The sequence below is a fragment of the Nocardia sp. SYP-A9097 genome (genome assembly GCF_009649815.1).
Taxonomy (GTDB): Bacteria; Actinomycetota; Actinomycetes; order Mycobacteriales; family Mycobacteriaceae; genus Nocardia.
In genome coordinates, this window is sequence record NZ_WJIC01000026.1 from 61,613 (window position 1) to 84,132 (window position 22,520).

General features: G+C 65.8%; 21 protein-coding genes. 3 read left to right on the forward strand and 18 right to left on the reverse strand.

The annotated features are described in order from the left end of the window. Positions 1-37 precede the first annotated feature (37 nt). Entirely contained in the window at positions 38-805 is a 768-nt protein-coding gene (locus tag GFY24_RS33315) for a metalloregulator ArsR/SmtB family transcription factor (RefSeq protein WP_228566895.1), read from the reverse strand. Positions 806-998: 193 nt separating this feature from the next. On the opposite strand from GFY24_RS33315, the gene GFY24_RS33320 reads away from it, so the two are divergent. Then, entirely contained in the window at positions 999-1,949 is a 951-nt protein-coding gene (locus GFY24_RS33320; RefSeq protein WP_153809091.1) for an alpha/beta fold hydrolase, read from the forward strand. Positions 1,950-2,057: 108 nt separating this feature from the next. Here the strand turns inward: GFY24_RS33320 and GFY24_RS33325 are convergent, their stop codons facing one another. The 10 genes from GFY24_RS33325 to GFY24_RS33370 form a co-directional block, all read right to left on the reverse strand. Further along, a complete protein-coding gene (locus tag GFY24_RS33325) occupies positions 2,058-2,828 on the reverse strand; it encodes a hypothetical protein (RefSeq protein WP_153809092.1) in 771 nt (256 codons plus the stop codon). A 100-nt stretch (positions 2,829-2,928) separates the two neighbouring features. Beyond that, entirely contained in the window at positions 2,929-3,816 is an 888-nt protein-coding gene (locus GFY24_RS33330; protein WP_153809134.1) for an alpha/beta fold hydrolase, read from the reverse strand. 97 nt (positions 3,817-3,913) lie between these two features. Beyond that, positions 3,914-4,537: a TetR/AcrR family transcriptional regulator gene (locus GFY24_RS33335; RefSeq protein ID WP_309231637.1), complete on the reverse strand. Its 624-nt coding sequence runs from the start codon at positions 4,535-4,537 to the stop codon at positions 3,914-3,916. A 65-nt stretch (positions 4,538-4,602) separates the two neighbouring features. Next, positions 4,603-5,004, reverse strand: coding sequence for a hypothetical protein (locus GFY24_RS33340; protein WP_153809093.1), 402 nt, complete (start codon positions 5,002-5,004; stop codon positions 4,603-4,605). A gap of 163 nt (positions 5,005-5,167) precedes the next feature. Beyond that, positions 5,168-7,045, reverse strand: a complete 1,878-nt coding sequence (locus GFY24_RS33345; RefSeq protein ID WP_153809094.1) for a Na+/H+ antiporter — start codon at positions 7,043-7,045, stop codon at positions 5,168-5,170. A 127-nt stretch (positions 7,046-7,172) separates the two neighbouring features. Then, positions 7,173-8,519: a pyridoxal-phosphate dependent enzyme gene (locus tag GFY24_RS33350; protein ID WP_228566886.1), complete on the reverse strand. Its 1,347-nt coding sequence runs from the start codon at positions 8,517-8,519 to the stop codon at positions 7,173-7,175. Next, positions 8,501-9,967, reverse strand: a complete 1,467-nt coding sequence (locus GFY24_RS33355) for a decarboxylase (RefSeq protein ID WP_153809095.1) — start codon at positions 9,965-9,967, stop codon at positions 8,501-8,503. Before GFY24_RS33355 ends, GFY24_RS33350 begins: the two co-directional genes overlap by 19 nt. After that, positions 9,964-11,241, reverse strand: a complete 1,278-nt coding sequence (locus tag GFY24_RS33360; protein ID WP_153809096.1) for a heavy-metal-associated domain-containing protein — start codon at positions 11,239-11,241, stop codon at positions 9,964-9,966. Before GFY24_RS33360 ends, GFY24_RS33355 begins: the two co-directional genes overlap by 4 nt. Beyond that, positions 11,238-12,440: an aminotransferase class V-fold PLP-dependent enzyme gene (locus GFY24_RS33365; protein ID WP_153809097.1), complete on the reverse strand. Its 1,203-nt coding sequence runs from the start codon at positions 12,438-12,440 to the stop codon at positions 11,238-11,240. Before GFY24_RS33365 ends, GFY24_RS33360 begins: the two co-directional genes overlap by 4 nt. Before the next feature lie 195 nt (positions 12,441-12,635). After that, the gene (locus GFY24_RS33370) at positions 12,636-13,148 is read right to left on the reverse strand and encodes a DUF2599 domain-containing protein (RefSeq protein WP_194853115.1); all 513 of its coding nucleotides are present in this window, start codon (positions 13,146-13,148) and stop codon (positions 12,636-12,638) included. Positions 13,149-13,429: 281 nt separating this feature from the next. Here GFY24_RS33370 and GFY24_RS33375 point away from each other — a divergent pair, with 281 nt between their 5' ends. Beyond that, positions 13,430-13,894, forward strand: coding sequence for a hypothetical protein (locus GFY24_RS33375; protein ID WP_309231638.1), 465 nt, complete (start codon positions 13,430-13,432; stop codon positions 13,892-13,894). 78 nt (positions 13,895-13,972) lie between these two features. Here GFY24_RS33375 and GFY24_RS33380 read toward each other — a convergent pair whose 3' ends face one another. From GFY24_RS33380 to GFY24_RS33405, 5 genes are all read right to left on the reverse strand, one after another. After that, the gene (locus GFY24_RS33380; protein ID WP_153809099.1) at positions 13,973-14,260 is read right to left on the reverse strand and encodes a protease inhibitor I42 family protein; all 288 of its coding nucleotides are present in this window, start codon (positions 14,258-14,260) and stop codon (positions 13,973-13,975) included. Next, the gene (locus tag GFY24_RS42455) at positions 14,248-15,939 is read right to left on the reverse strand and encodes a C1 family peptidase (protein ID WP_228566887.1); all 1,692 of its coding nucleotides are present in this window, start codon (positions 15,937-15,939) and stop codon (positions 14,248-14,250) included. The genes GFY24_RS33380 and GFY24_RS42455 overlap by 13 nt, the downstream gene beginning before the upstream one ends. A 212-nt stretch (positions 15,940-16,151) precedes the next feature. Continuing rightward, positions 16,152-16,499: a hypothetical protein gene (locus GFY24_RS33395; protein WP_153809100.1), complete on the reverse strand. Its 348-nt coding sequence runs from the start codon at positions 16,497-16,499 to the stop codon at positions 16,152-16,154. Then, entirely contained in the window at positions 16,496-16,777 is a 282-nt protein-coding gene (locus tag GFY24_RS33400; protein ID WP_153809101.1) for a hypothetical protein, read from the reverse strand. Before GFY24_RS33400 ends, GFY24_RS33395 begins: the two co-directional genes overlap by 4 nt. A 97-nt stretch (positions 16,778-16,874) precedes the next feature. Further along, positions 16,875-18,599: a GMC family oxidoreductase N-terminal domain-containing protein gene (locus GFY24_RS33405; RefSeq protein WP_153809102.1), complete on the reverse strand. Its 1,725-nt coding sequence runs from the start codon at positions 18,597-18,599 to the stop codon at positions 16,875-16,877. A 101-nt stretch (positions 18,600-18,700) separates the two neighbouring features. Between GFY24_RS33405 and GFY24_RS33410 the strand changes: the two genes are divergently transcribed. Next, on the forward strand, positions 18,701-19,375 hold the full coding sequence (locus GFY24_RS33410; RefSeq protein WP_309231639.1) for a MerR family transcriptional regulator: 675 nt from the start codon (positions 18,701-18,703) through the stop codon (positions 19,373-19,375). Between the two features lie 6 nt (positions 19,376-19,381). Here the strand turns inward: GFY24_RS33410 and GFY24_RS33415 are convergent, their stop codons facing one another. Beyond that, on the reverse strand, positions 19,382-20,716 hold the full coding sequence (locus GFY24_RS33415) for a family 1 glycosylhydrolase (protein ID WP_153809103.1): 1,335 nt from the start codon (positions 20,714-20,716) through the stop codon (positions 19,382-19,384). Positions 20,717-20,905: 189 nt separating this feature from the next. Next, a complete protein-coding gene (locus tag GFY24_RS33420; RefSeq protein WP_153809104.1) occupies positions 20,906-22,225 on the reverse strand; it encodes a family 1 glycosylhydrolase in 1,320 nt (439 codons plus the stop codon). Positions 22,226-22,520: the final 295 nt, after the last annotated feature.

Sequence of the window (22,520 nt, forward strand, 5' to 3'; positions counted from 1 at the left end):
AGCGTCTCCTTCGAGGAGGGGGTCGCGGATCTGCGGATCAGGAATGGGCCTTGGATACTTCCCACGGCGCCTGCGGCAGCACCTTGCCGGTCTCCAGGAGAGATTTGAGATTGGACACCACGGCCGGCCAGCCACTCGAAATGCCTTGCAGCATTTCCTGATTCGGCAGATTCGTGTGGGTGACGGTGAGTCGCACGATATCGATGTGCGGATCGACCTGGAAGGTGACCACCGAGGGCTCGCGCTCCTCCTGCGGGGAATCCTCGAAGGTCAGCACCAGACGAGTGGGCGGGTCCGCCTCGAGGACCTTGCCGACCACGTCGATCACGCCCGAGCCGTCCGCGCGGCGATGCTCCCACTCCGAGCCGACCTGCCAGTCCGAGATGTTCTCGTGGAACCAGTACTGGGACGTGAGATCCGCGTCGGTCAGGGCCTGCCACACCTGTTCGGCGCTGGCGTGAATGTAGGTGACGTACACGTAGTCGGGGATGGTCGCGGTCATGGCGTACTCCTGTGCTCGGTTCTTGATGGCGCTGATCAGGTTCAGTCGGGGTCGGTCGAAGCTGGAGATCCAGCGCTGTTCGATGTCATGGATGGGCGCCGGATTGATGTAGTGCACCCGTTCGCGCCCGCGCCGCAGCACGGTGACGAGTCCGGCGCGCACCAGAATGTCCACGTGCTGGGTCACCGATTGGCGGGCCATCTCCACCCGCTCACACAATTCGCGCAGGGTTTGCCCGTTGTGTTCGCGCAGTCGATCCAGCACCAGCCGCCGTGTCGGGTCGGCGAGCGCTTTGAAGACCAGGTCCAGATCCGGTTCGTCTTGCACCCCCAAATCATGCAGGCATTTACCTGCATATGTCAATGGTGATCGAGGAACACGTGCGCCACCAGCGGTTTCCGCTCCTCACCTAGGTGGGGATTCGCGCCACCTTCGGGCGGCATCGGCACCACTCGGGGCCCTGCCGCGCACGGCCGGGGCGGGCAAGACTGAACCCATGCCGATCGCCAGCACCCTCGCCCACGCGGCGCCGACGCACCTCACGGTCCGAACCGAGGACGGGGTGGACCTCGCGGTACGCGCGTACGGTCCGGCCGATGCGGAGCTGACAGTGGTACTGCTGCACGGACATTGCAGCCGGGCCGCGCTGTGGACCCGCATTCGCGATGCGCTGCTGCGCCGGTATCCCGAGGCGCGGGTCGTCTGCTACGACCATCGCGGACACGGCGACTCCGCCGCCGCGTCGTGGCGCACCTACAACCTCGAACAGCTCGGCCATGATCTGCGTGATGTACTCGACGCGGTCGCCCCCGCCGGACCGGTGGTCCTGGTCGGACACTCGATGGGTGGTATGGCGGTGCTGACCTATATCGGGCAGAACCCGCACGAGGTCGGCACTCGCATCACCGGGGTCGGCCTCATCGCCACCGCCGCCACCGGCCTGGCCGACGCCGGTATCGGCCGCTTACTGTGCCACCCGGTCATCTCCGTTTTCCATGCCGCCGTGCGCTGCGCCCCCACCCTGATGCACCACGCGAAACTGTTGGCGGGCAACGTTTTCGCCCCGATCGTGCGCACCGCCGAGGCCGGTCACCGCAGGATCGACCCGCGCATGCTCACCCTCGCCATCGCCATGCACAACCCCACCCCCATCGTGACAATGTCCGCCTACCTCACCGCCTTCACCGCCTACGACCGCACCGACGCCCTCGCCGTCCTGTCGAAAATTCCCACCCTGATCCTGTGCGGCACCGCCGACCTGATGACCCCGCCGTCGCACTCGATCGCCATGGCCACCGCCATCGACTACGCCGACCTGGTCCTGATCGAAGGCGCCGGCCACTCGGTCATCCAGGAACAGCCCACCCGGGTCGCCGCGGCCCTCACCCGCCTGATCTCCCGCGCCACCCCCGCGACCACCACCCCCCGCCTGGCCCTGGTCGCCTGACCCGAAATCGCTTGCCGGACAGGTGATCACCAGGAACTGGCGGTCGCATTTCGGGAATGGATGCGACCATCACCTCCTGGTGATCGTCCGACCGGCATGCAGTCCGCGCTAGCGGTCGAGCGTGTCGGTGAAATCCTCCGCGTAGCCCAGGATCAGCAGCCGCTGCGTGGCCAGGACAGCGGCGAGTTCCGGCCATTCCGGGGCGGCGGCTGCTCCGTAGAGATGTGCGAGATCAGCCGCCACCGCGTGCGCCTCGTCCATAGTTGGAGCGGTGGGGCGGTCGAAGCCCAGAAATGCCGCGCCGATACCGATGTGACGGTAACCATGCACGGCCAATCGGCGCACGACAGCGTGGTTTCGGAAGATATCCCAATCGCTTTCGAAGTAGCCGTTCGGGATTCCCGCGATCGCCAGATCATCGCGAGGTACCGGAACGCGCTGAATCAAAACCACATCATCCAATACACGCTCGGGGTGACGATTCGCCTCGATCAGCGCCGCGATGGTCGCCTCCGTTCCGGCCCGCGTGCCGTCCAATGCCGCCCATTCGACCCGTAGGCCCGGATCCTCGAGGGCGGCGGCGATGCGGACCGCACCCGAGTTGTCCGCGTGATGCACTGCGGCGGAGTCCTTTTCGTCGTACCCGTCATCGCGATAGTCGAGCCGGTCGTCGAAGGAAGCGTGCATGCTGGTGTACGCGCACTGGTTCACATCATCGAGCGTGCACACCAGCCGCGCCGGGGCATATCGAGCCCGCAGTTCCTCGAGAACCGGCAGCAACTCCGAGAACGACACGACCCCATCGAGTCGCGCCACGGTATTGGTATTCAACCGCTCGCGCGGGACAGGGTCGAAGGTGTCGAAGTAGCTCACTCGCATACCGCGCATTGTGCCAACCCGGGCCGACAGCGCGCGGTGCTTGCATAACCGCGAGTAGGCGCGAGGCCGGCCGGGGCGATCCCGCGGACCTGCGGGCGACCTATCGCGTCGCGGGTGCGTCCTCGTGCTGTTCGATGAATTCGAGTGTGCGGGCGGCGATCTGGTCCGGTATCTGGAACAGGAGGCCGTGCCCGACGCCCGGATAGGTGACGGTTTCACCGTGCGGAAGATGTTCGGCGATCCGCGCGCCGGCCACCTCGGGATGCGCCACCAGGCTCTCCCCGCCGAAGATCACCAGCGTCGGAACCGTAATCGATTGCAGTTCGGCATCTTTGAGCACCCGAGCCCAGCCGATCTTCATGCGGTACTCGATCGCGGGTTTGACCAGCGCGGCTTGCAGTGGGGTCAGTTCGACGCCGGGGGAGAGCCATTCCATCATCGCGCGCAGGTTGGCATCGCTCTTGCCCTTCATGCCGAACTGGACCATCTTCCACAGGATCTTCCACTCCGGCTTGGTCAGCACGCCGCCGGGTTCGATCAAGGTGATGCTCGCCAGCCGGCGCGAATCATGCAGGGCCACAGCGGCGGTATGCCACGCGCCGTGTGAATAGCCGATCAGATGTACTCGCTCGAGACCCAGCGCGTCCAGGACTTGCTGCAGCCAGGCCGCGAAATCGGATTCCTTTGCCAGCGGCGCGGTTTGCACGCTGCGGCTCGCCGTGCCGACGGTATCGAGCGCGTAGACGACACGGTTCCGTGCGAAGTCCTCGACGACCTGGTACCACGTCAGCCCATTGCCGCCGAAGTTGTGCAGCAGCACGATCGGCGTGCCATCGCCCGTCCCGGAGCGCCGCACATGCGTCGAACCGAAGGAGGTCTCGATATCGGAGGTCGTCGCGGGCAACGGCCACAGCGCTTCCGCCTCGGTGTAGGCCCGCAGGAATGCCTCCCGCGACGCGTCGTTCCTGAACCGTCCGATCTTGGCCATGGCCGCCCCTTCGATCATCGTTGATGGTTGAAACGTACCACAATGGTGGTACGCGCGTACCATGAGGGTGACCTGCGGGAATGGCTCCGGGAATGGCTCAGCGATACATCGTGCGATACGCCGCGATGGTCGCCACCAGATGATCGACGATCTGCTCACGGGTCGCGCGCAGCGTCCCGTTCAGCCATGCCGAGAACATGCCCGCGTTACCGCTGGCCATGGTGACCGCCGCCAGGCGCCGCCGCACCGGATCCTCGATATGGGCGAAGAGATGATCCTGAATCAACCGCGTGAACGCGGGCATCACCGCGATGGTCGTCTGCCCCAGCCCCGTGGAGGAGTACGGCTCGACCAGGAACAGCCGGGACTTGCGCGGATCTTCCAGGACCTTGTCGACCAGTAGCTGCGAGAGCGCCCGATCCCGAGTCGGATCATCGGCGACCGCGAACGCGGTCATCGGCTCCAGGAATTCCTCCGCGATCTGCCGGTACAGCACATCGAGCAATTCGTCTCGGCTGCTGAAGCTTTCATAGAAATACCGGTCGGTGAGATTGGCGGTGCGGCAGACCGCGCGCATGGTCACCGCGCCCGCACCGGATTCGCCGATCAGATCGAGCGCGGCGTCCAAGAGCGCGGCGCGCCGGGCCGCACGGCGTTCGGTGAGGGTGGTTCCACCCCAGATACGGGGTTCTGCGTCGGAGGGGGGCTGGCCTGTCTGCACCGGGTCAAGGGTAGTGCCCGGCGCCGGGCGGATTCGCACACCCGGCGCCGGACCGCTCACCGCGCTCAGCTGACCACGCAGGCCGAACCCAGATTGATCCCGGTACTCACCTGTACCCACGCCCACTGCGAGCCGTTGTACGTCCACGCCTGCAGCGCATGCGTGCCCGTGGAGGTCGGCGTCCAACTCGAGGTGGCGCTGCCGCCGCTGCCGAGGCTGAACTGCTGCGGGCTGAAGGTGGCGCTATTGCTGTCGTAGAGCCAGACGTACTCGTTCGGACTGCCGTTCACGGTGACCGTGTACCCGCAGTTGGTGCCGTACTTGCTGCTACCGAGGCTGATCGCCGAGCCGGAGGACACGCTCACGCTGGTGACATACGCCGAGGCGTTCGGCGCGGCCAGCACGAGCGCCGCGGCCGCCGCGGCGATACCGCCCACCGCGAGAATCGGCTGTCGAGATCGGGTCATATGGACCATCTCCCCTGAGAAAAGGGTGAATTGAATAGTGCGCCGAGAAAAGGCGCATACATGAAGTGTCGGCATTCAGGGGCCGCGACACGCCCGAATCCGGCTACTGGTTCCGCAATCGGTTGGGGCACAACCGATTGCGTGATCTCTTGCGAACCGGACGCTATCCGAGCAGTTCGTCCAGGTAGCACCAGCGCCACGATTCGCCGGGCTCCACACTGCGCATCACCGGATGCCCGGTGCCGTCGAAATGCTTGGTGGCGTGATTGCCCTGTGACGAATCACAGCACGCCACATGCCCACACGTCAGGCACATGCGCAGGTGCACCCACACCAGGCCTTCGTCCAGGCATTCGGCGCAGGCGTCGGGAGTATCGGGGACCTTGGTGTGCGGGGCCTCGTGCAAATGTTCGCACCCGCCGGAAGTGGTTGGGGCCATGAGCAATTCGCGACCGTCGTCATCGGCTTCGGCAATACGGTCGATGGTGGATTCCTCGAGGTCGAGGGTGGCCATCACCGCCTGCAGGATCTCGTGCTCGACCAGACCCGCATCGCGCACGCGCAGCACCGTTTCGCGTTCGGCGGCGAGCATGGCCAGGCGCAGGCGCCGGTATTCGCCGCTGGGGGTGATGCGCTGGGATTCCGAGCGCCCCAGCAGTTCCCACGCCGATTGTGCGCGTGCCACCGCCTGATTGCGCAGCTGGTCGACGATATCGGGCGGGGTCTCCTCACTGATATTGGCTTCCAGGGCCTCGAGTCCCGCGGCGGTGGCCTGCTGCAGCAGATTGGCTTCCTGGAGTAGGTCTTCGGCGTGACTGGGGCCGCGCAGTCGCAGCAGGCGCACCAGCAGCGGGAGTGAGAGTCCTTGCAGCAGCAAGGTTCCGGCTACGACCACGACCGCGAGCAGAATCAGCGTGGCGCGTTCCGGCGTGTCGGCGGGCAGCAGCAGGGCCGCGGCCAGGGTGACCACGCCGCGCATACCCGCCCAGGACAGTACGGCCGGACCGGTCCACGCCGGCCGGGGTTTGCCCTGCCGCCGGCCCTCCACCGACCAGGCGAAGTAGGTGGCCGGATACACCCAGATCGGCCGGGCCACAATCACAGTCGCGAGCACCGCCGCACAGGTGAGCACCAGCGTCTGGTGCGGCAGATCACTGTGCCAGGCGTCCTCGACGATATGACGCACCTGCAATCCGATGATCAGGAACACCGCGCTCTCCAGCAGGAACTGGATGGTGCGCCAATTGGTATGCTCGGCGACCCGCGAGGCCGCCGACTGCCAGTGCGGCGCACCATGTCCCAGAATCAGACCGCAGGTGACCACCGCGATCACCCCGGAGGCGTGCAGCGCCTCGGCGGGCAGGTACGCGATCCACGGCGCGAGCAGCGAGACACTGGTATCGAGCACGGGATCGTTGATGCGCCGGCGCAGGAACGCCAGCACCATGGCCGCCACGACACCGAACAGCGCACCGCCACCGGCCGCGCCGAGGAAATCCGCGCCCGCCTCCCACATCGTGATCGCACCCGCCAGCGCCGCGATCGCGGTGCGCAGGGTGACCAGCGCGGTCGCGTCATTGAACAGCGACTCACCCTCGAGGAGAGTGACCAGCCGCCGCGGCATACCGACCCGGCGCGCCACCGCGGTCGCGGCGACCGCGTCCGGCGGGGCCACCACCGCGCCGATCGCGATCGCGGCCGCGACCGGTACCGGCAGCAGCCAATACACGATGCCGCCCACCGCGAACGCGGTGAACAACACCAACCCCACCGACAGCATCGTGATCGAGACCTTCTTGGGCCGGAAATCGATCAGCGAGGTGCGAATGGCGGTCGTATAGAGCAGCGGTGGCAGCAAGCCCAGCAGTACCAGTTCGGGTTCGATATCGAACTCCGGTACGAACGGCAGATACGAGGCCAGGACTCCGGCGATGGTGAGCACGAACGGCTCGCCCATACCCATCCGGCGGGCCAGCGCCGCCAATGCGACCGCTGCCGCCACCAATACGACGAGCCCGAACGCCAGTTCCACGAGGCTCATCGTGCCAGGGCGAGTGTCCGAATCCCGCATCGGCCGGGTGTGTCAGCGCCCGCATCCGCGGCCTCGGACCCGATCGGCGATGACGTGGTCCGAACTGTGTGCCTCGACTGCCATTTCGCATCTGAGGTCAGAGCGGGGCGCGCGGAGCGGACTCCATGGGTTTGCCACTGTCGCGCCAGGCCGCGATTCCGCCCGCGAGGCTCGAGGCCTCATATCCGGCGCGCCGGGCCAGGGCGGCGAAACGCAGCGAGAGTTCGCCGACCGGGCAGACGAAAACGACTGGGCGCGAGCGGGAGAACGGGACGCCGTGGGCGAACATATCGTCGAGTTGATCATCTCGAATATTGAGCGCACCGGGCACATGGGCAATGCGGTAGGCCATGGCCCCGCGGGTGTCGACGATCGTGGGACGGGCGTCGCGGTCCAGGGTTTCGAGTTCGTCCGGGGTCAGCGCGGGGGTGGCGGCGAGTTCGGTGGCATCGGGGGGCGCCGGGCGGTGGGCGCGGCCGAACAATTCGGGGCGGCGCTTGCGGATATAGGACAGGTACGGTTCGATGCGGTCGCAGACGATGAAGACCGCGACCCGCGGCTCGGCCGAATCCGGCAGTGCGCGCAAATGTTCCAGCGCCGCGGCATAGGTGGCTCCGCTGGTGGGTCCGGCCAGCACCCCGTATCGCATCGCCAATTCCAGCGTGGCATCGACTGCCATTCCGGCCTCGACCGCGATAGTGCGATCGTAGAAGTCCGGCTGGAACAACCCCACATCCCACATCTCGGTCTCCGAGCGGATACCCGGAATGAAATCACCGCGCTCGGACACCACCGCGATCGCCTTCAACTCCGGATTGTGTTTGCGCAGAAACGTTGCCGCGCCGCGCGTGGAACCGGTGGTGCCGAGTCCGCCGATCAGATAGTCGACCCGGGTGATGCCATCGTGCGCCAGATCCTCGTGGATTTCGCGGCCGGTGCCCTCGTAGTGGGCGTCGATATTCTTCTCACTCGTGTACTGCGACGGGTGATGCCAGGCCCCTGGCGCTTTGGCCATGGTCGATTCGATCACCGAGTACACATCATTGGGTGCGGTCGGGTCCGGGCACTCCGAGAGTCCGGGCAGCTCTTCGATATCGGTGCCGAACAGTTGCAGCAGCTCGCGCACCTCGCTCACCCGGATGCGATTGGTGACCGCCCGCAAACCGACCCCGTGCATGGCACCCAGAATGCGCAGTGCCTTGGCGGTATTGCCGCTGGACGCCTCGATGAGGGTTTGCCCGCCGGTGACGATCGTGTCGAGTTCATCGCGGATCATGCCCCAGGCGACGCGGTCCTTCACCGAACCGAACGGGTTGAAGAACTCCAATTTCGCGTACAGCTCGATATTTTCGAGCCCGTGCACGGCGGGATCCAGGCGCAGCAGCGGGGTATTGCCGATGAGTTCGGTGATGTGGTCGTAGCGCATCATTGCACCCCATGCCATATCGGGCCGACCGATTCCCGGCCGAGTGTTCCGGGGTCGAATTCGTCGTCGTGACCGATTTCGTATCCGCCGGGACGGTGTACGACAGCGAGTTTGGCCGGCAGTGGATGCATGGACGCACGCGCTGCCGACAAATCCATATGGTAGGCAGCGGTATTGGGGAAGACGATCAGATCCCCGGGCCGGGGGCGGTGCGGCAGCCACACCTTGTGATTGGTGATCAGATCGCGCTCGAGGCATAAACGCCCGGCCAGGAATACCCCCACCGGTCCGGAATCGGGTTGGGCGTGTGCGGAACCCGGCAGCAGCAGCGGATCCACCATCACCTCCTGATCGGCGGGCGTGACGGTATCGCGGCTGAGATCGAGGTTGACCAGCACACTGCCGTCGGCGGTCTCCTTGACGAACTCCACTCGCGCGAGCGTGATTCCCGCATGATCGACCAGCGCCTTACCGGGCTCGAGCCACACCTCGAGGAGGTTCTCCGCGGCCACCTGGGCGAAGGTGCGGCCGCCGTGTGCTTCGAGTCCGGCGTCCAGCAGATCGGCGAGCATGCGGTCGGCGGGAACGGTATTGGCGTACTTGTGGAACACAGGTGTGCCGTGCACCGCGCCGCCGTCGAGATGGAAGCCGAAGGTATTGCCGCCCCATGCCATCGGCTCGCCGCGACCGAGCAGCGATTCGCGCAGTGCGCCGACATAGGCGTCGAAGGCGTCGGCGTCCTCGGTGAAGACCTGCCGGAAGCCGCCGCCGATATCGAGCACGCCGGGGGAGAGCCCCTCCGAGTAGGCGCGTTCGGTGAGCTCCAGGCAGGTCTCCACCGCGCGCAGGCGCTCACCCGGTTCGCCGGAGTCGATATGGAAGGCGAAGCCGCGGAACGCGATCCGGCCGCGCTCGGCGGTCAGCACCTCGAAGACCTCGTCCACCTGGCACAGGGGGACACCGAATCGGCTCACCGGTGTGGCCGCGAAACCTGAGAGTCGCACCAATACCGGCACATTCGCGCGCGCACCCGCGAGCTCGGCGATGCGCCGCAACTCCCACACATTGTCGATATTGACGGTCACGCCGCTGCCGATCAGATCGCGCAGGAACGCCTCCCCTTTCGGACCGGTCACCTCGATGCGCGCCGGGTCGAATCCGGCCGCCATCGCCCCGGCCAGTTCCGCCCGCGAGGCCACATCGATCGCGATCGCGGCCCGCTCGGCCGTGCGCACGAACGCCCGCGACTGATTCACCTTGTGCGCGTAGCAGATCCGATACCCCGGCCCATGCTCCAGCACGGTGCGCAGCCGCTCCAGGTTCGCGGCGAAGACCTGCGGAAACACCAGATGCGCTGGTGAACCGAACCTGGTCAGCGCGGACTCGGCCGCACCGGGAGCCGCCAGGAACGCGCGCACCAGCGGATCGATCTTCGCCGGGAGTCGCGGCGGAGCCGAAGCCCTCATACGGCGGGTTCCGTCGCGGGCAGCGCGGTTTCGGTGGTGGCGGGCAGATCGATGGTGGGGTTGTAGCCACTGTCACGTAACGCTTCGAAGGCGCGCTGGCGGTTCCGCGGACTGCGGAATTCGGCCGCGACGCGCTTGGAGATCAGGTCGATATCGTGCACGCCGATATCCATCGACTCCAGGACCCCGGTAATGGTGCGCACACAGTGCTTGCAGGTCATATCGGGGACGTAGAAGATCTGCTCCTGGGCGGCGAGTTCGGCGGTGGCCGAGGCGGTTTCGACCGGCACTTCGGCAATGGTCAACCGTGTCGCGAGCGCGGTGAACACCTCGGTGAAACGGTCCACCACCACCGGCAGCAGGCTGTAATGCTCGCCGTCGAGCTGATGCGGCATCGCGGCCAGACAGGCGGGGCGGGTGCCCGGCGGCAGCAGCGCGTATTGGCGGGAGATCAGATCGAGCTCGTCATGGTATTTGGCGATTGCCTCGGCGATGCTCAGCCCCTCGGCGTGAGTGGCGCGGCGCATCACCCGGTGCGCGTCCTCGATGGTCATATCCTTCATGGCGCGCAGGGTCGCCACCGATTCGGCCGAATAACGCACTGTGCCATCGGGTTGCGTGGCCAGGGTGACCGCGATCATGCCGCGCCGGTAACTCGAGGCCTGTAGTTCCCAATACCAGCGGGTCGCGACCGCGCCGTAGATCCCCGAATCGCGCATGCCGAGCGCGAATTCGACCGGGGTACGGTACGGCGTCCAACGGGCCAGCAGGGCGTGCTGCGCGAGCGCGCGCCCGCACGCCTCGATGCCCACCCGGAAGATATCGAGGGGTTCATGATCGGTAGTGGTACCCGCCAGCACATCGCGCTCGCGCTCGGACAGGGCTGAAATGCAATGCGTCAGCGCGGTATTCGCACCCAGGGCGCGCCACAGCGCCAGCACCGCCTCGCGCATGGCGATCGGCACGATCGGACCCAGCCCACCGGAGTGGAAGTGCCCGGTATTGGGGATACCGTCGCTGTCGGTCCACGCGATGCGATGCGTCGCGCTGGTGACTTGTTCGGCCCGGCACGGTCGCATGAACCGTTCCAGATACAGTCGCTGCGACAGCGTCAAAGGCGATCCCGGCTCCGGACGCAATGGGGCACAGGTGTATTCGATGGTGCTGCCCGCGGGTACCGCGACCCCCTCGCACAGTCCCGGGCGAGCCAGCACGGCCAGCACACGGGAGGCCGCGCGCCGGTCGTAGCGGGGTTCGTGACCATTGGTCGTCATGAGGAGACCTCCTCGGCAATCGTGGCGACACTGTGGGTGAAGCGGTCGATCTCGTCGAAGGTGTTGTAGATGTGGGTACTCACCCGCACCGAATCCTCATCTCCCGGTTCATTGTTCGACGGTACGCAGTGTGCGCCCGCGCGCACCAGGAATCCGAGTTCACCCAGCACGAAGCCCAGGTCCTGGGCGCTGATTCCGGCGAGGGTGAAAGAGACTATGCCGTAACCGGTTTCGCACGGGGCATAGGCGGGACCGGGCAGGAACTCCAGGCCGGGGACCGGTCGCAGACCGGTGATCAGGCGCTGGGTGAGGGCGCGATTGTGTGTGCCGATGGTGTCGAGACCGATATCGTCCAGTGTGTCCAAGGCCGCGCCGAGAGCGAGGATACCCGGAATATCGGGGGTGCCGCCTTCCATGCGCTGCGGCATCGGGCCCGGGAGTAATCCCGAATCATCCAGGAAGACACCGGAATTACCGCCCGGCAGGAACGGGTCGAGTTCGGCATGACGGCGGCGCCGGCAATACAGGACCCCGGTGCCGGGTGCTCCGAACATCTTGTGCCCGGCGAAGACCGCGAAATCGGCGTCGAGTTCGGCCACATCCACCGGGAGATGCCCGCCGCTCTGGCTGCAGTCGAAACACACCGCGATCGACGGATCCAGCCGCCCGCGCAATTCCTCCAGGGTCGTCAGCGCCCCGAACACGTGATGCAGATGACTCACCGCGATCAACCGGGTCCGCGGACTCACCTTCGCGGCGATATCGTCGATATCGGCCTCGCCGAGCCCGTTCACCCGATACGGCACCAATCCGATCGTGCGGCCGAAGCCGGCCAGCAGTTGCCGCAACCGCACCCACGGATACACGTTCGACGCGTGATCGCGTGGGCTGTACAGGATTTCATCGCCGTCACGCAGATTCGTCAGCCCCCACGACAAGGCGACCGCATTGAGCCCGGCCGTCGAACCGCCCGTGAACACCACCTCATCGGAGTGCGCGCCGATGAATCCGGCCATTCGCTCCCGCACGGCCTCGATCTCGCGAGTCAGACTGGTCGCCCACGCATAGGTGCCGCGCCCGGCATTGGCGGTGCGCACGCTGTGATAGCCGTTGACCGCGGCGATCACCGACTCCGGTTTCTGCGTGGTCGAGGCCGAATCCAGGTATACCGCTTCGGTTTCGCGCAATGCCGGGAACATGCGGCGCGAGGGTGCGGCATCCCGGGCGGGGGGCTCGGTATGCCGCGCAGGCGCACAGGACCGCACCGTGCCGCTCCCTCCTCAGGAGTACGCGCTGGACGCCACCAACGATACGCATATTTTCACAGCGGCTCGAAGGTTCTCGCGGGCAAGCGGTTTCGCCGATGCTTTCTGGTTACCGCCGGAAACGAAGGGTCAGCGTTCGGGGCCGCCGGGATTACACAGCGCGTTCACCGTCGCCTGATAACCCACGGCCGGACGCCACGGCTCCAGATTCCAACTCGGCTTATCGGGTTGCACCAGGCGCGCCCACTCCCAGTGGCAGATGAACTGATCACGCATACCGGGTGTATCGGCATCGGGGGAGTCGACGACCACCTCCTGCCAGGCGCGCTCGCCGACGGTCGGGAAGGTGTCCTGGCGACCGGCGTCGGTGGGATACACCAGCAGGCGGCGGCCGTCGACCGCATCGGTCCATTCGGTGCGGTCGATCAGGGTTTGATCGGCGAAAGGGTCGACGGTGGGCACCGAGGCGACCTTCGGATCGGCGATGGGCTGACCGGTGGGGGTGGTCGCGGGCGCGGCGGCCGGGGCGAGCGCGGTCAGCGAGCCGACGATAACCGGCGATGATTCTTCGGCCGCCCCGCAACCGCTCAGCGCGAGCATGAGCGCCAGCAAGCCACCCGATAGTTTCCAGCGCCGCCGCATCGGCTTCGCCCCTTTCCGTTCCTCGCGATCGCATCGGACCATGTCAGCGCCGATCATCGGATGATCACGCCGACATCAGCGGCACTCCGATGCCGGTGTCCTGGATTAGCCAGCGGTGGCACATTGGCCCAGACGGCACCTACGATGTCACGGCCGGGCGGTTCTCGAAAGTGGGGGTCGCCCACACCCGTGGTACCGGATGTGGATGCCGAACCCGAGCCCGCCCGCGCGCGGCAAGGGAAGGCTGGGAGGACTGTAGGGGCAGGATGAACATACCGACTGTGAAATGTCTTGTCTGGGAGGTGGACAACGCCCTGTGGGACGGCGTGGTCTGCGAAACGACCGACGGCGCACTGCGCGCCGAAGCGGTGCGTGCCCTGCGCATCCTGCGCGAGCGCGGCGTCATGCACGCCGTAGCCAGCCGCGGCGAATTCGCCTGGACCGTCGCACAACTCCGCAAACACGGCCTACACGACCGCTTCGCCGTAGTCGAAGTCGGCTGGGGCAAGAAATCCGCCGCCATCACCCGCATAGCCCAAACCCTGGGCGTAGGCCTGGACCAGGTCGGCTACATAGACGCCGAACCCCTCGAACGCACCGAGGTAGCCCACGCCCTCCCACAGGTCCGCTGCTACGCCGCCCGCCACGCAGACGTACTCCCCGCCCTCCAAGAATTCCGCGCCCCCCTGGGCTCGGTCCCACCCCCAACTTCCCCCATGAGCTTCGCCCACATCCACGCCCGCTGACAGCCATCCCTCGAGCCCGATCCGATTCGACCGAGCGGCCGCCGTCCGGACAGCGGCCGGTGCGGGCTCGGATCAGGGTCAGGTGATGTCGATGTCTGTGGTGTGGGTGTCGACGGCCTCGTTGTTCCAGGAGCGTTCGAGGCGGAACTCGATCGTGTAGTGGCCTCGGGTGGTGCCGCGGAGGCGGAAGTGTTGTGTGCCACCGTCTCCGGGCTCGGCATCGGGGATCGGTGTGAAGGTGGACTCCGTGAGTTCGATGCCGGCGGGGAGGTCGGTGGGTTGCCAGCGGTAGCCGGTGGTCGGGGTCGACTTCAGGTCGATCTCGAAGACTTCCCCGACGGTGGCGGTGAGCGTCATCCGAACCATTTGTGGAACATGCTCGAATTCGTCCCTTCGACAAAGCAATCCAATCGGCCGGCCGTCCAGGAGGCCGCGGCTACCCCGGAACTGAGCTGTCCGCCCAGACTCTCCTCACCGCTCCACCGCGAACCATCCCACCATTTGTGCATCATTTGGAAGGTGATACCGGGATAGAACACGTCGATGCGATTGGGTCCCCAGGACACCGCGGCCGGATCGCCGGCGACGTAGCCGCCCAGATTCTCCCAGTCGCTCCACTTCGACCCGTTCCACCATTTGTGAAACAGCTGGCTGTTCGCACCCTTGACGAAGGTATCGAGCCGGTCGGCCGACCACGACGCGGCGGCGGGAGCCGAATCGAGCACGCCCCCAAGGCTTTCCCAACCGCCCCAGTGGCCGCCGTCCCACCACAGATGCCACATGGCCGAATCCATGCCCTGCGCGAAGACGTCAATCCTGTTCGGTCCCCAGGACACTGCCGCCGGATCCGAGGACAGCACGCCGCCCAGTGCCTCCCAGCCGCTCCAACCACCCTGGAACCATTTGTGATACAGCTGATGGTCATTGCCGGTGGCGAACATGTCGAGTCGGCCCGCGTCCCAGGAGCAGATCGCCGGACCGCCCTGCAGCCCGCCGCCGAGCGACTCCCAGCCGCCCCAATTGGCCCCATCCCACCAGCGGTGATAGGTGGCCGAATCCGCACCGCGAACGACGACATCGATGCGGTTCGGTCCCCAGGACACGGCGCTGGGCTTGGAGGTGAGAATGCCGCCGAGCGATTCCCAGCCACTCCAGCCGGCCGTCGCGGGCAGTTTCACCCCCTGCGACGTCGCGAAGGAGTAGGTGTCGAAATTGCAGTCACCATAGGCGATCTTGAAGAAGCCGGACATGCCCCAGCCGGTGCCCCAGGAATTCTTCGCGATCCAGCATTGCTCGGCCTCGGAATAGCCGATGACTTCCACGCAGTGGCCACCCAGCAGCGTTCCACTGACATGGTGATAGACCCCCGACCCATAGGAGTAGAAATCGTCGTAGACATCGAATGATGCCGCACATGGACCTACCTGGGAGAGATAGTTCTTGCGTGCGGTGATATCGGTGACGAGACCGTGGCTGGTGATGGAGACCTGCGTCGCCGGGCGATTGGGTGTCGGCCGCTGATAGGGTTTCCATAAACCATTCGCCGGATCGGTCTGCGGCGGATTGTCGAAGGCGTTCATATACGGCAGTGCGGTGTCCCCGACCACCCCGCGTTGTTTGATCTGTTCCATGCAGCCATTCGCATTCCAGCCGCCGCAGCTCGGGCCGTGGCTCGAGTTGAAATGCGAGTCCGCCTCGGAGAGATCGAGCAGCTGGGAATGCTCGATCGAGGCCATCGACTCCACCACGGCGGTGCAGCAGAACGACACACAGGAACCACAGTGCTTCTGATCTTTGACCGAGGTGACGTGATTGCCATTGTGGTTGCGCCAGTCCACCTCCGGCGCGAACGCCTCCGGTTCGGCTGCGCCGGCTTCCCGCGGCATATTCGCCGCCAGTGCCAGATCGGAGGGGGTGAATACCACCCCCAGCAACGCCTTCTTCCCGGCATCGTTCAATTGTGATTGCGGCGTCTCGCGCGCTGCCCAGCGCGCTCTGGAATTGCGTAATTCGAGGTTGAGTTCAGCAGTGTCGAGATTGGCCATTTGCATATTCCCTGGTCGGAGAATTAAGTGAACTCACCGCATCGTCGCGGCAGATCGTAGATCCTCGCCCCGAGATGGAACTACCTCTGAAGTATGCGCGCCGGACAGCCGGAAGAGAAGGGAATTGCCGTCGTTCCGAAACGAACCGAACTACCGGTTCGTATTTCTTTCATGGCAAGTTTTGCAATTCGAGTCACTCTGCTTCGCATGGGCTATGCGATGCGGCGCAGGCCCGCCAGGAGACGTTTTACTTCCGCGGCGGAGACCGCGTAGTCGTCGCTGTCCTCGGCTATGCCTTCGTCCACCCAGGCGCGCAGCAGGGAGGAGAGGTCGGTGCCGCGTTTGCGGGCGATCTCCTCGGCTCGGCGGCGTTGGCGGACGGTGAGCCGGACCGTGGTGACCACCAGGGTGTCCTCGGCGGAGTCGGGGACGGCGGCGGGTGGGGGGAGTACCTCGTCGGCGGCGATGGTCGCGCCGAAGATGAGTTCGCCTGCGGCGGCGGCAGCGGCTAGTTCCTCGGCTTCGGCGAGGTCGCGATACTCGTTGTGGCGCTTGCTCATTGGTTCGCCTCCCATTCCTCGAAAGCGGTCACCTGGTCGGATGTCATCGGTGCTGCGTAGACGATCTGATGATCGAATCCGCCCAATGGGCGCAGGACCACCAGTATCGGAGTCCCGGCCGGGGTACGAGTCCACACCGACAGACCCGGCGCGCCGTTCTTGGTGAAAACGGACTGGACCCAGCGGCGTGGTGCGTCGGCCAGCGCCCGGAGCACCTCATCGGTGGTCAGACCGCCATTGAGGTTCATCGCTGCCGAGAGCAGCCACTCATAACCCACACCTATGAGAATACAACGAGCATCTCCGCAGTTCGAGCCCCGATTCCAATGGCAGGAATCGGGGCTCGAACAGAATCAGGCGGGATCGATCTCCGAATCAGGCGGATTCGGTCTTGCCGCCGCGGATTTCGACGATGGGCAACACCAGCGCAGCGGGCGCCGAGGCGGGCACCGCGGGCCGGTTGGGTGTGACCGGGGCGATGCGCTGGTAGCCGGTCCCGGGCTCGGGCCGGGTATCGGCCTCACCCTTGTTCGGCCACATGGCCGCGGCCCGCTCGGCCTGGGCGGTAATGGTCAGCGACGGATTCACCCCGAGGTTCGCCGACACCGCGGCCCCGTCGACCACGCTCATCGTGGGGTAGCCGTAGACCCGGTGGTACGGGTCGATGACACCGCTGCCGGCATCGGCGCCGATGACCGCGCCGCCGAGGAAGTGCGCGGTGAGCGGGATATTGAAGACCTCACCCCAGGACCCGCCCGCGACGCCACCGATCTTCGCGGCGACCGCGCGCGTCACCTCGTTACCCGCGGGGATCCAGGTCGGATTCGGTTCGCCGTGACCCTGTTTGGAGGTCAGCTTGCGCCCGAACAGCCCGCGCTTGGTGTACGTGGTGATCGAATTGTCGAGATGCTGCATCACCAGCGAGATGATGGTGCGCTCACTCCAGTTCTTCACCGAAAGGTACTGCAGCATGTCGAGCGGATGCCGCAGCACGGTTCCCAGGAAGCGCAGCCAGCGCGGTACGCGCCCGCCGCCGTCGACCATGAGGGTCTGCAGCAGGCCCATGGCATTGGATCCCTTGCCGTAGCGGACCGGTTCGATATGGGTGTCGGGCGTGGGATGGATCGAGGAGGTGATGGCGACACCGCGGGTGAAATCGATATCCGGATTCACCTTGCGGGTCGCCGCGCCGACAATCGATTCGGAGTTGGTGCGGGTCAGCACACCCAGCCGATCCGAGAGCCCCGGCAGCGTGCCCTGATCGCGCATGGCGAACAGCAACTGCTGCGTGCCGCGGGTGCCGGCGGCGAGCACCACATGCGCGGCGGTATAGGTCTTGGGCTGTTTACGGAACCAGGTCCCGGTGCGCGCGGTGTTCACATCCCAGGTGCCGTCCGGCAGCGGCTTCACCGCCTCGACGGTGGTCATCGGAATGATCTGCGCCCCAGCCTTTTCCGCGAGATACAGATAGTTCTTCACCAGGGTGTTCTTGGCATTGTGCCGGCATCCGGTCATGCACTCACCGCATTCGATGCATCCGGTGCGCTCGGGCCCGGCGCCACCGAAGTACGGGTCCGCGACCTTCTTGCCCGCTTCACCGAAGAACACCCCGACCGGAGTCTGCACGAAGGTGTCGCCGACACCCATATCCTCGGCGACCTGCTTGAACACCTCGTCGGCGGGCGTCATATGCGGGTTCTTCACCACGCCGAGCATCTTCTGTGCCTGCTCGTAGTACGGCAGCAGCTCATCACGCCAGTCGGTGATATCGCGCCACTGCGCGTCCTCGAAGAACGGCTGCGGCGGCACATACAGCGTGTTCGCGTAGTTCAGTGATCCACCGCCGACGCCCGCGCCCGCGAGAATCAGCACATCGCGCAGCGGGTGAATCCGCTGAATTCCGAAGCAGCCCAGCTTGGGAGCCCACAGGAACTTGCGCAGGTCCCAGCTGGTGTCGGGCAGTTGATCATCGGTGAACCGCTGTCCGGCCTCCAATACACCGACGCGGTAACCCTTCTCGGTGAGACGCAGCGCGGTGACGCTGCCACCGAATCCGGATCCGACAATGAGTACATCGAAGTCGGTCTCGCGTCGGTTCATCACAAACTCCCTTGTCGTCGTCGACAGTGTGGCGGCGGTTACGCTAACGCGGACAGTTGCCACTGTCAACGTCAGCCGGTCGCGGTATCTATGCTGTTCGCGTGGATCGATACAGCCGCTCCCAGCTCGCCGAACTCAGCGGGGTGCCCGCGCGCACCATTCGCTACTACCACTCGCTCGGAGTGCTGCCCAAGCCCGGACGTGCGGGCAAGGAGTCGGTCTACGGGGACGAGCACCTGGAACGACTGCAGGCGATAGCGGCCATGCAGGCGCGCGGCCTGCGCCTGGAGGCGATCCGCGAGGTATTCGACGCCGAGGTGCCGCCCGAGGGGGATTGGCGCGAGTTGTTCGACCCACGCTATCCCGACAGCGATGCGGGTTCGATCATCGACGACGACCAACTCACCGAGGTGCTCGGCGATCGCAGGCTGGAGATTCTGGCGGAACTGGTGAGCGCGGGCTATGTGCAACCGCACGGGCAGCGCTGGCGAATTCCCGAGCCCGCCATGCTTACCGGCGCGCTGGTGCTTTACGACGTGGGCACCGACATCTCGCTGTCCGGCACGCTGCGCACGCTCATCCGCGTCCGTATCGCCGAGCTGGCCGATGAGATGGTGCGCACCTTCCGTGACGCCGTCGGCACCAGCTACGGCGGAGAAGGCGTGCGCCCGGACCTGATTCGCTTCCAGGAACGCTATCGGGCCGCCGCCCGCGAGGTGGGCGGCGCGACCCTGGCTGCCGAGATCGAGCGCGCGGTCCGCGAACTCGACGACTGAGCGCACCTACGGGACCGTCACCGGGTCCTCACAGCTGGCGGGCGGATCGACCAGCGCGCAATCGGACGGACTGCGGACGGGCGCATAACTGGCGGGCACCCCGTTCGAGGCCACGATCCGGCGATAGGTCTCGACCGCGTCCGTCGGCGTGCGCGCCAGATTCGGATCCGCCTTCACATCGACCGTGTAGAGCCCGAAACGTGGTGTGTAGGAGCTCCATTCGTAATTGTCGGTGATGCTCCAGTAGTTGTAGCCGACCAGGTTGATGCCGTCGGCCTTGGCGCGCTGCAGCCAGTACACCGTGTCGCGCAGATGATCGGAGCGGGTGTATCCGTCCTTGCGCGGGTTGCCATCCTCGGTGGGCATACCGTTCTCCACCACCCATAGCGACTTGCCCGGGAACTTCTCCGAATAGTGTTGCAGTGCATAGTAAATGCCCTCGGGCCGGACCGGCAGATCCCACATGCCCTTGGGTGCGGCGACCGAGCCGTCGGGCTGGGATACCGCATTGGATTTGGGCGGTTCGATACCGAAGTAGTAGTCGATGCCGATGAAGTCCAGCTTGTCGCCGATCTTCTCCATGAGCGGTCCGTTGACCTCGGACTCCGCGCCGGCCACATAGCCGACATTGCTGGTCACCAGCGCGCCGCGCTGCACCTTGTGGATGTAGTCGTAGATCTCGTTGTGCGCCCGAGCGACCTCGTCGAGCATATTGTCCGCGACGGTATCGTTCTGCCGCACCTCGTGCATGATGTACGCGACCGGCTCATTGATGGTGACCCACACCGGGTTTCGCGTGGCGTACCGGTCCACCACCTTCTTCATATTGGTGAGCCAGTCCTGCACCATGCCCGGGTTGTTCCAGCCGCCGCGGTCGAGTGCCCAGCCCGGATACACCCAGTGGTCCAGGGTCAGCATGGGTCGCATGCCATTGTCGAGAATGGTGTCCACGACCGAGTCGTAGAAGGCGAAGCCGTCCTCGTCCCAGGAGTCCGGGGTGGGTTGCAGGCGCGCCCATTCGATGCCGATGCGGAAGACCTTCACGCCCAGGCTCGCCGCTAGGGCGATGTCATTGGGGTAGCGGGAGCGGAAGTCGATGGAGTTCTTGTACTTGTCCCAATCCGGATTGTTCTGGATGTACCGCGTCCAATTGCTGTCCGGCGCATGGCCCTCCGACTGGAAGCCCGAGGCGGCCACACCCCATAGGAAGTTCTCGCCGAGCGATCCGTGCGCGGCCGAGGTGGCGGCGGCGGGAGTGGCGGACCCGACCGCGGCGACCGGCAGCAGCGTGGAGGCCGCGGCGATCCCGGCCAGGACGAGACGGTGCAGCTGTGTGCGCATCGGGACTCCTGTTCCGGGACGAGTGGTCGGAATGTCCCGAATCGGAGCGTAACTGGCCGATAGCTGAATTTTGGCTCACGTGGATGCGTGTCGCATGGTGCGGATGTGACGTGTGATGCGACACAGCCCGGGGCGACGAGCGCGAATGTCACCCGGGTCGATCTCGGAATATCGGTGCGGGACGGGCGCTCAGCGCGGCAGGGTGACCGGATCGGTGCAGCTGGCCGTCGCGTCCACCAGCGAGCAGGTCGCGGGCAATCGAGTCGGTAGGTACGAGGCGGGAACACCGGCGTCGCGGGTGATCAGCCGGTAGGCGTCCACCGCGTCGGTGGGCCGCCGGGTCAGCGCCGGATCGGTGAGCGTGTCGACGGTGTAGAGGCCGAAACGGGGTGTGTAGTAACCCCATTCGTAATTGTCGGTCAGGCTCCAGTAGTTGTAGCCCATGATGTTCATGCCGTCGCCCTTGGCGCGCTGGATCCAGTACATGGTGTCGCGCAGGTCGTCGGCGCGGGTGTAGCCGTCGAATCGCGGGAGCCCGTTCTCGGTCGGCATCCCGTTCTCGATGATGTAGAGCGGTTTGCCCGGGAAGAGCTGGGCGAAGTGGCGCAGCGTGTAGTAGATGCCCTCGGCCTGCAACGGCAGTTTCCACAGCGCCGCCTGCGCGTACGCGGTGTACTGCGCGAGCACCTCGGGCGACATGCCGTAGTAGTAGTCGATGCCGATGTAATCGAGCTTGGCTCCGATCTTGTCGAGCATGGGCCCGTTCACGATCGGATCGGCGGCGGGAATGTACGCGACATTGCTGGTCACCATCGCGCCCGGCTGCACCCGATGGATGTGGTCGTAGATGCTGTTGTGCGCGGCGGCGAGTCGCTCCTGCATGGCGGGCACCTCGGTGACCGGCAGACCGCCATTGCGGACCTCGTTCATCATGTACGCGGAGGGCTCGTTGATGGTGACCCACAGCGGATTGTCGCTCGCGTACCGGTCGACCACCTTGCGCATATTGGCGAGCCAGTCGTCGAGCATGCTCGGGTTCGCCCAGCCGCCGCGATCGACCTCCCAGCCCGGGTATACCCAGTGGTCGAGGGTGAGCATGGGCCGCATCCCGGCGGCGCGAATGGCGGCGATCACCTTGTCGTAGAAGGCGAATCCGGCCTCATCCCACACGCCCGGCCGGGGCTGTACCCGCGCCCATTCGATACTGAGCCGATAGACGTTCACCCCGAGATCCTCGGCGAGCGCGATATCGGAGGCATAGCGGGTGTAGAAGTCGACGCTGTCGCCATATTGGTCGTAATCGGCGTGATTATTCGCGTACCGCAGCCAATTGCTGTCCGGCGCATGCCCTTCGGATTGGAATCCGGCCGAGGCCACACCCCAGTAGAAGTCGCCGCCGAGTCCCGGCACGGTCGCCGGGCTTGCCTGGGCAGGTGCGGCGCTCGCGAGGAGCGCGGTCGCGACGGCGGCCAGGGTGACGAGCGCGTGGCGACGGGTGTGCGGGCGCATGAATCTCCTCAGGCGACAACAGGTGAACTGGGCAGGAGTCCAGCAGTATTGCGGACCCGCGCTCGAATCACACGGGGTTCGCCGGAATACCCCTCGACCGAACGATCGAGATAGCGCGAGGCTAATCTCGCCGCCCCGAGATCCTCCAGCACCTCGAACCCCGTGTCGCCCAGCATTTGCGCCACCGATCCGCCACGCTCTGGCAGAAAGTCGAAACGATCTCACTGCCCGCCGCGCAACCGCCGAAATAATGCGGGGTGGCGGCAAATGTCTCCGTGGACGACGGTGCGGAGTC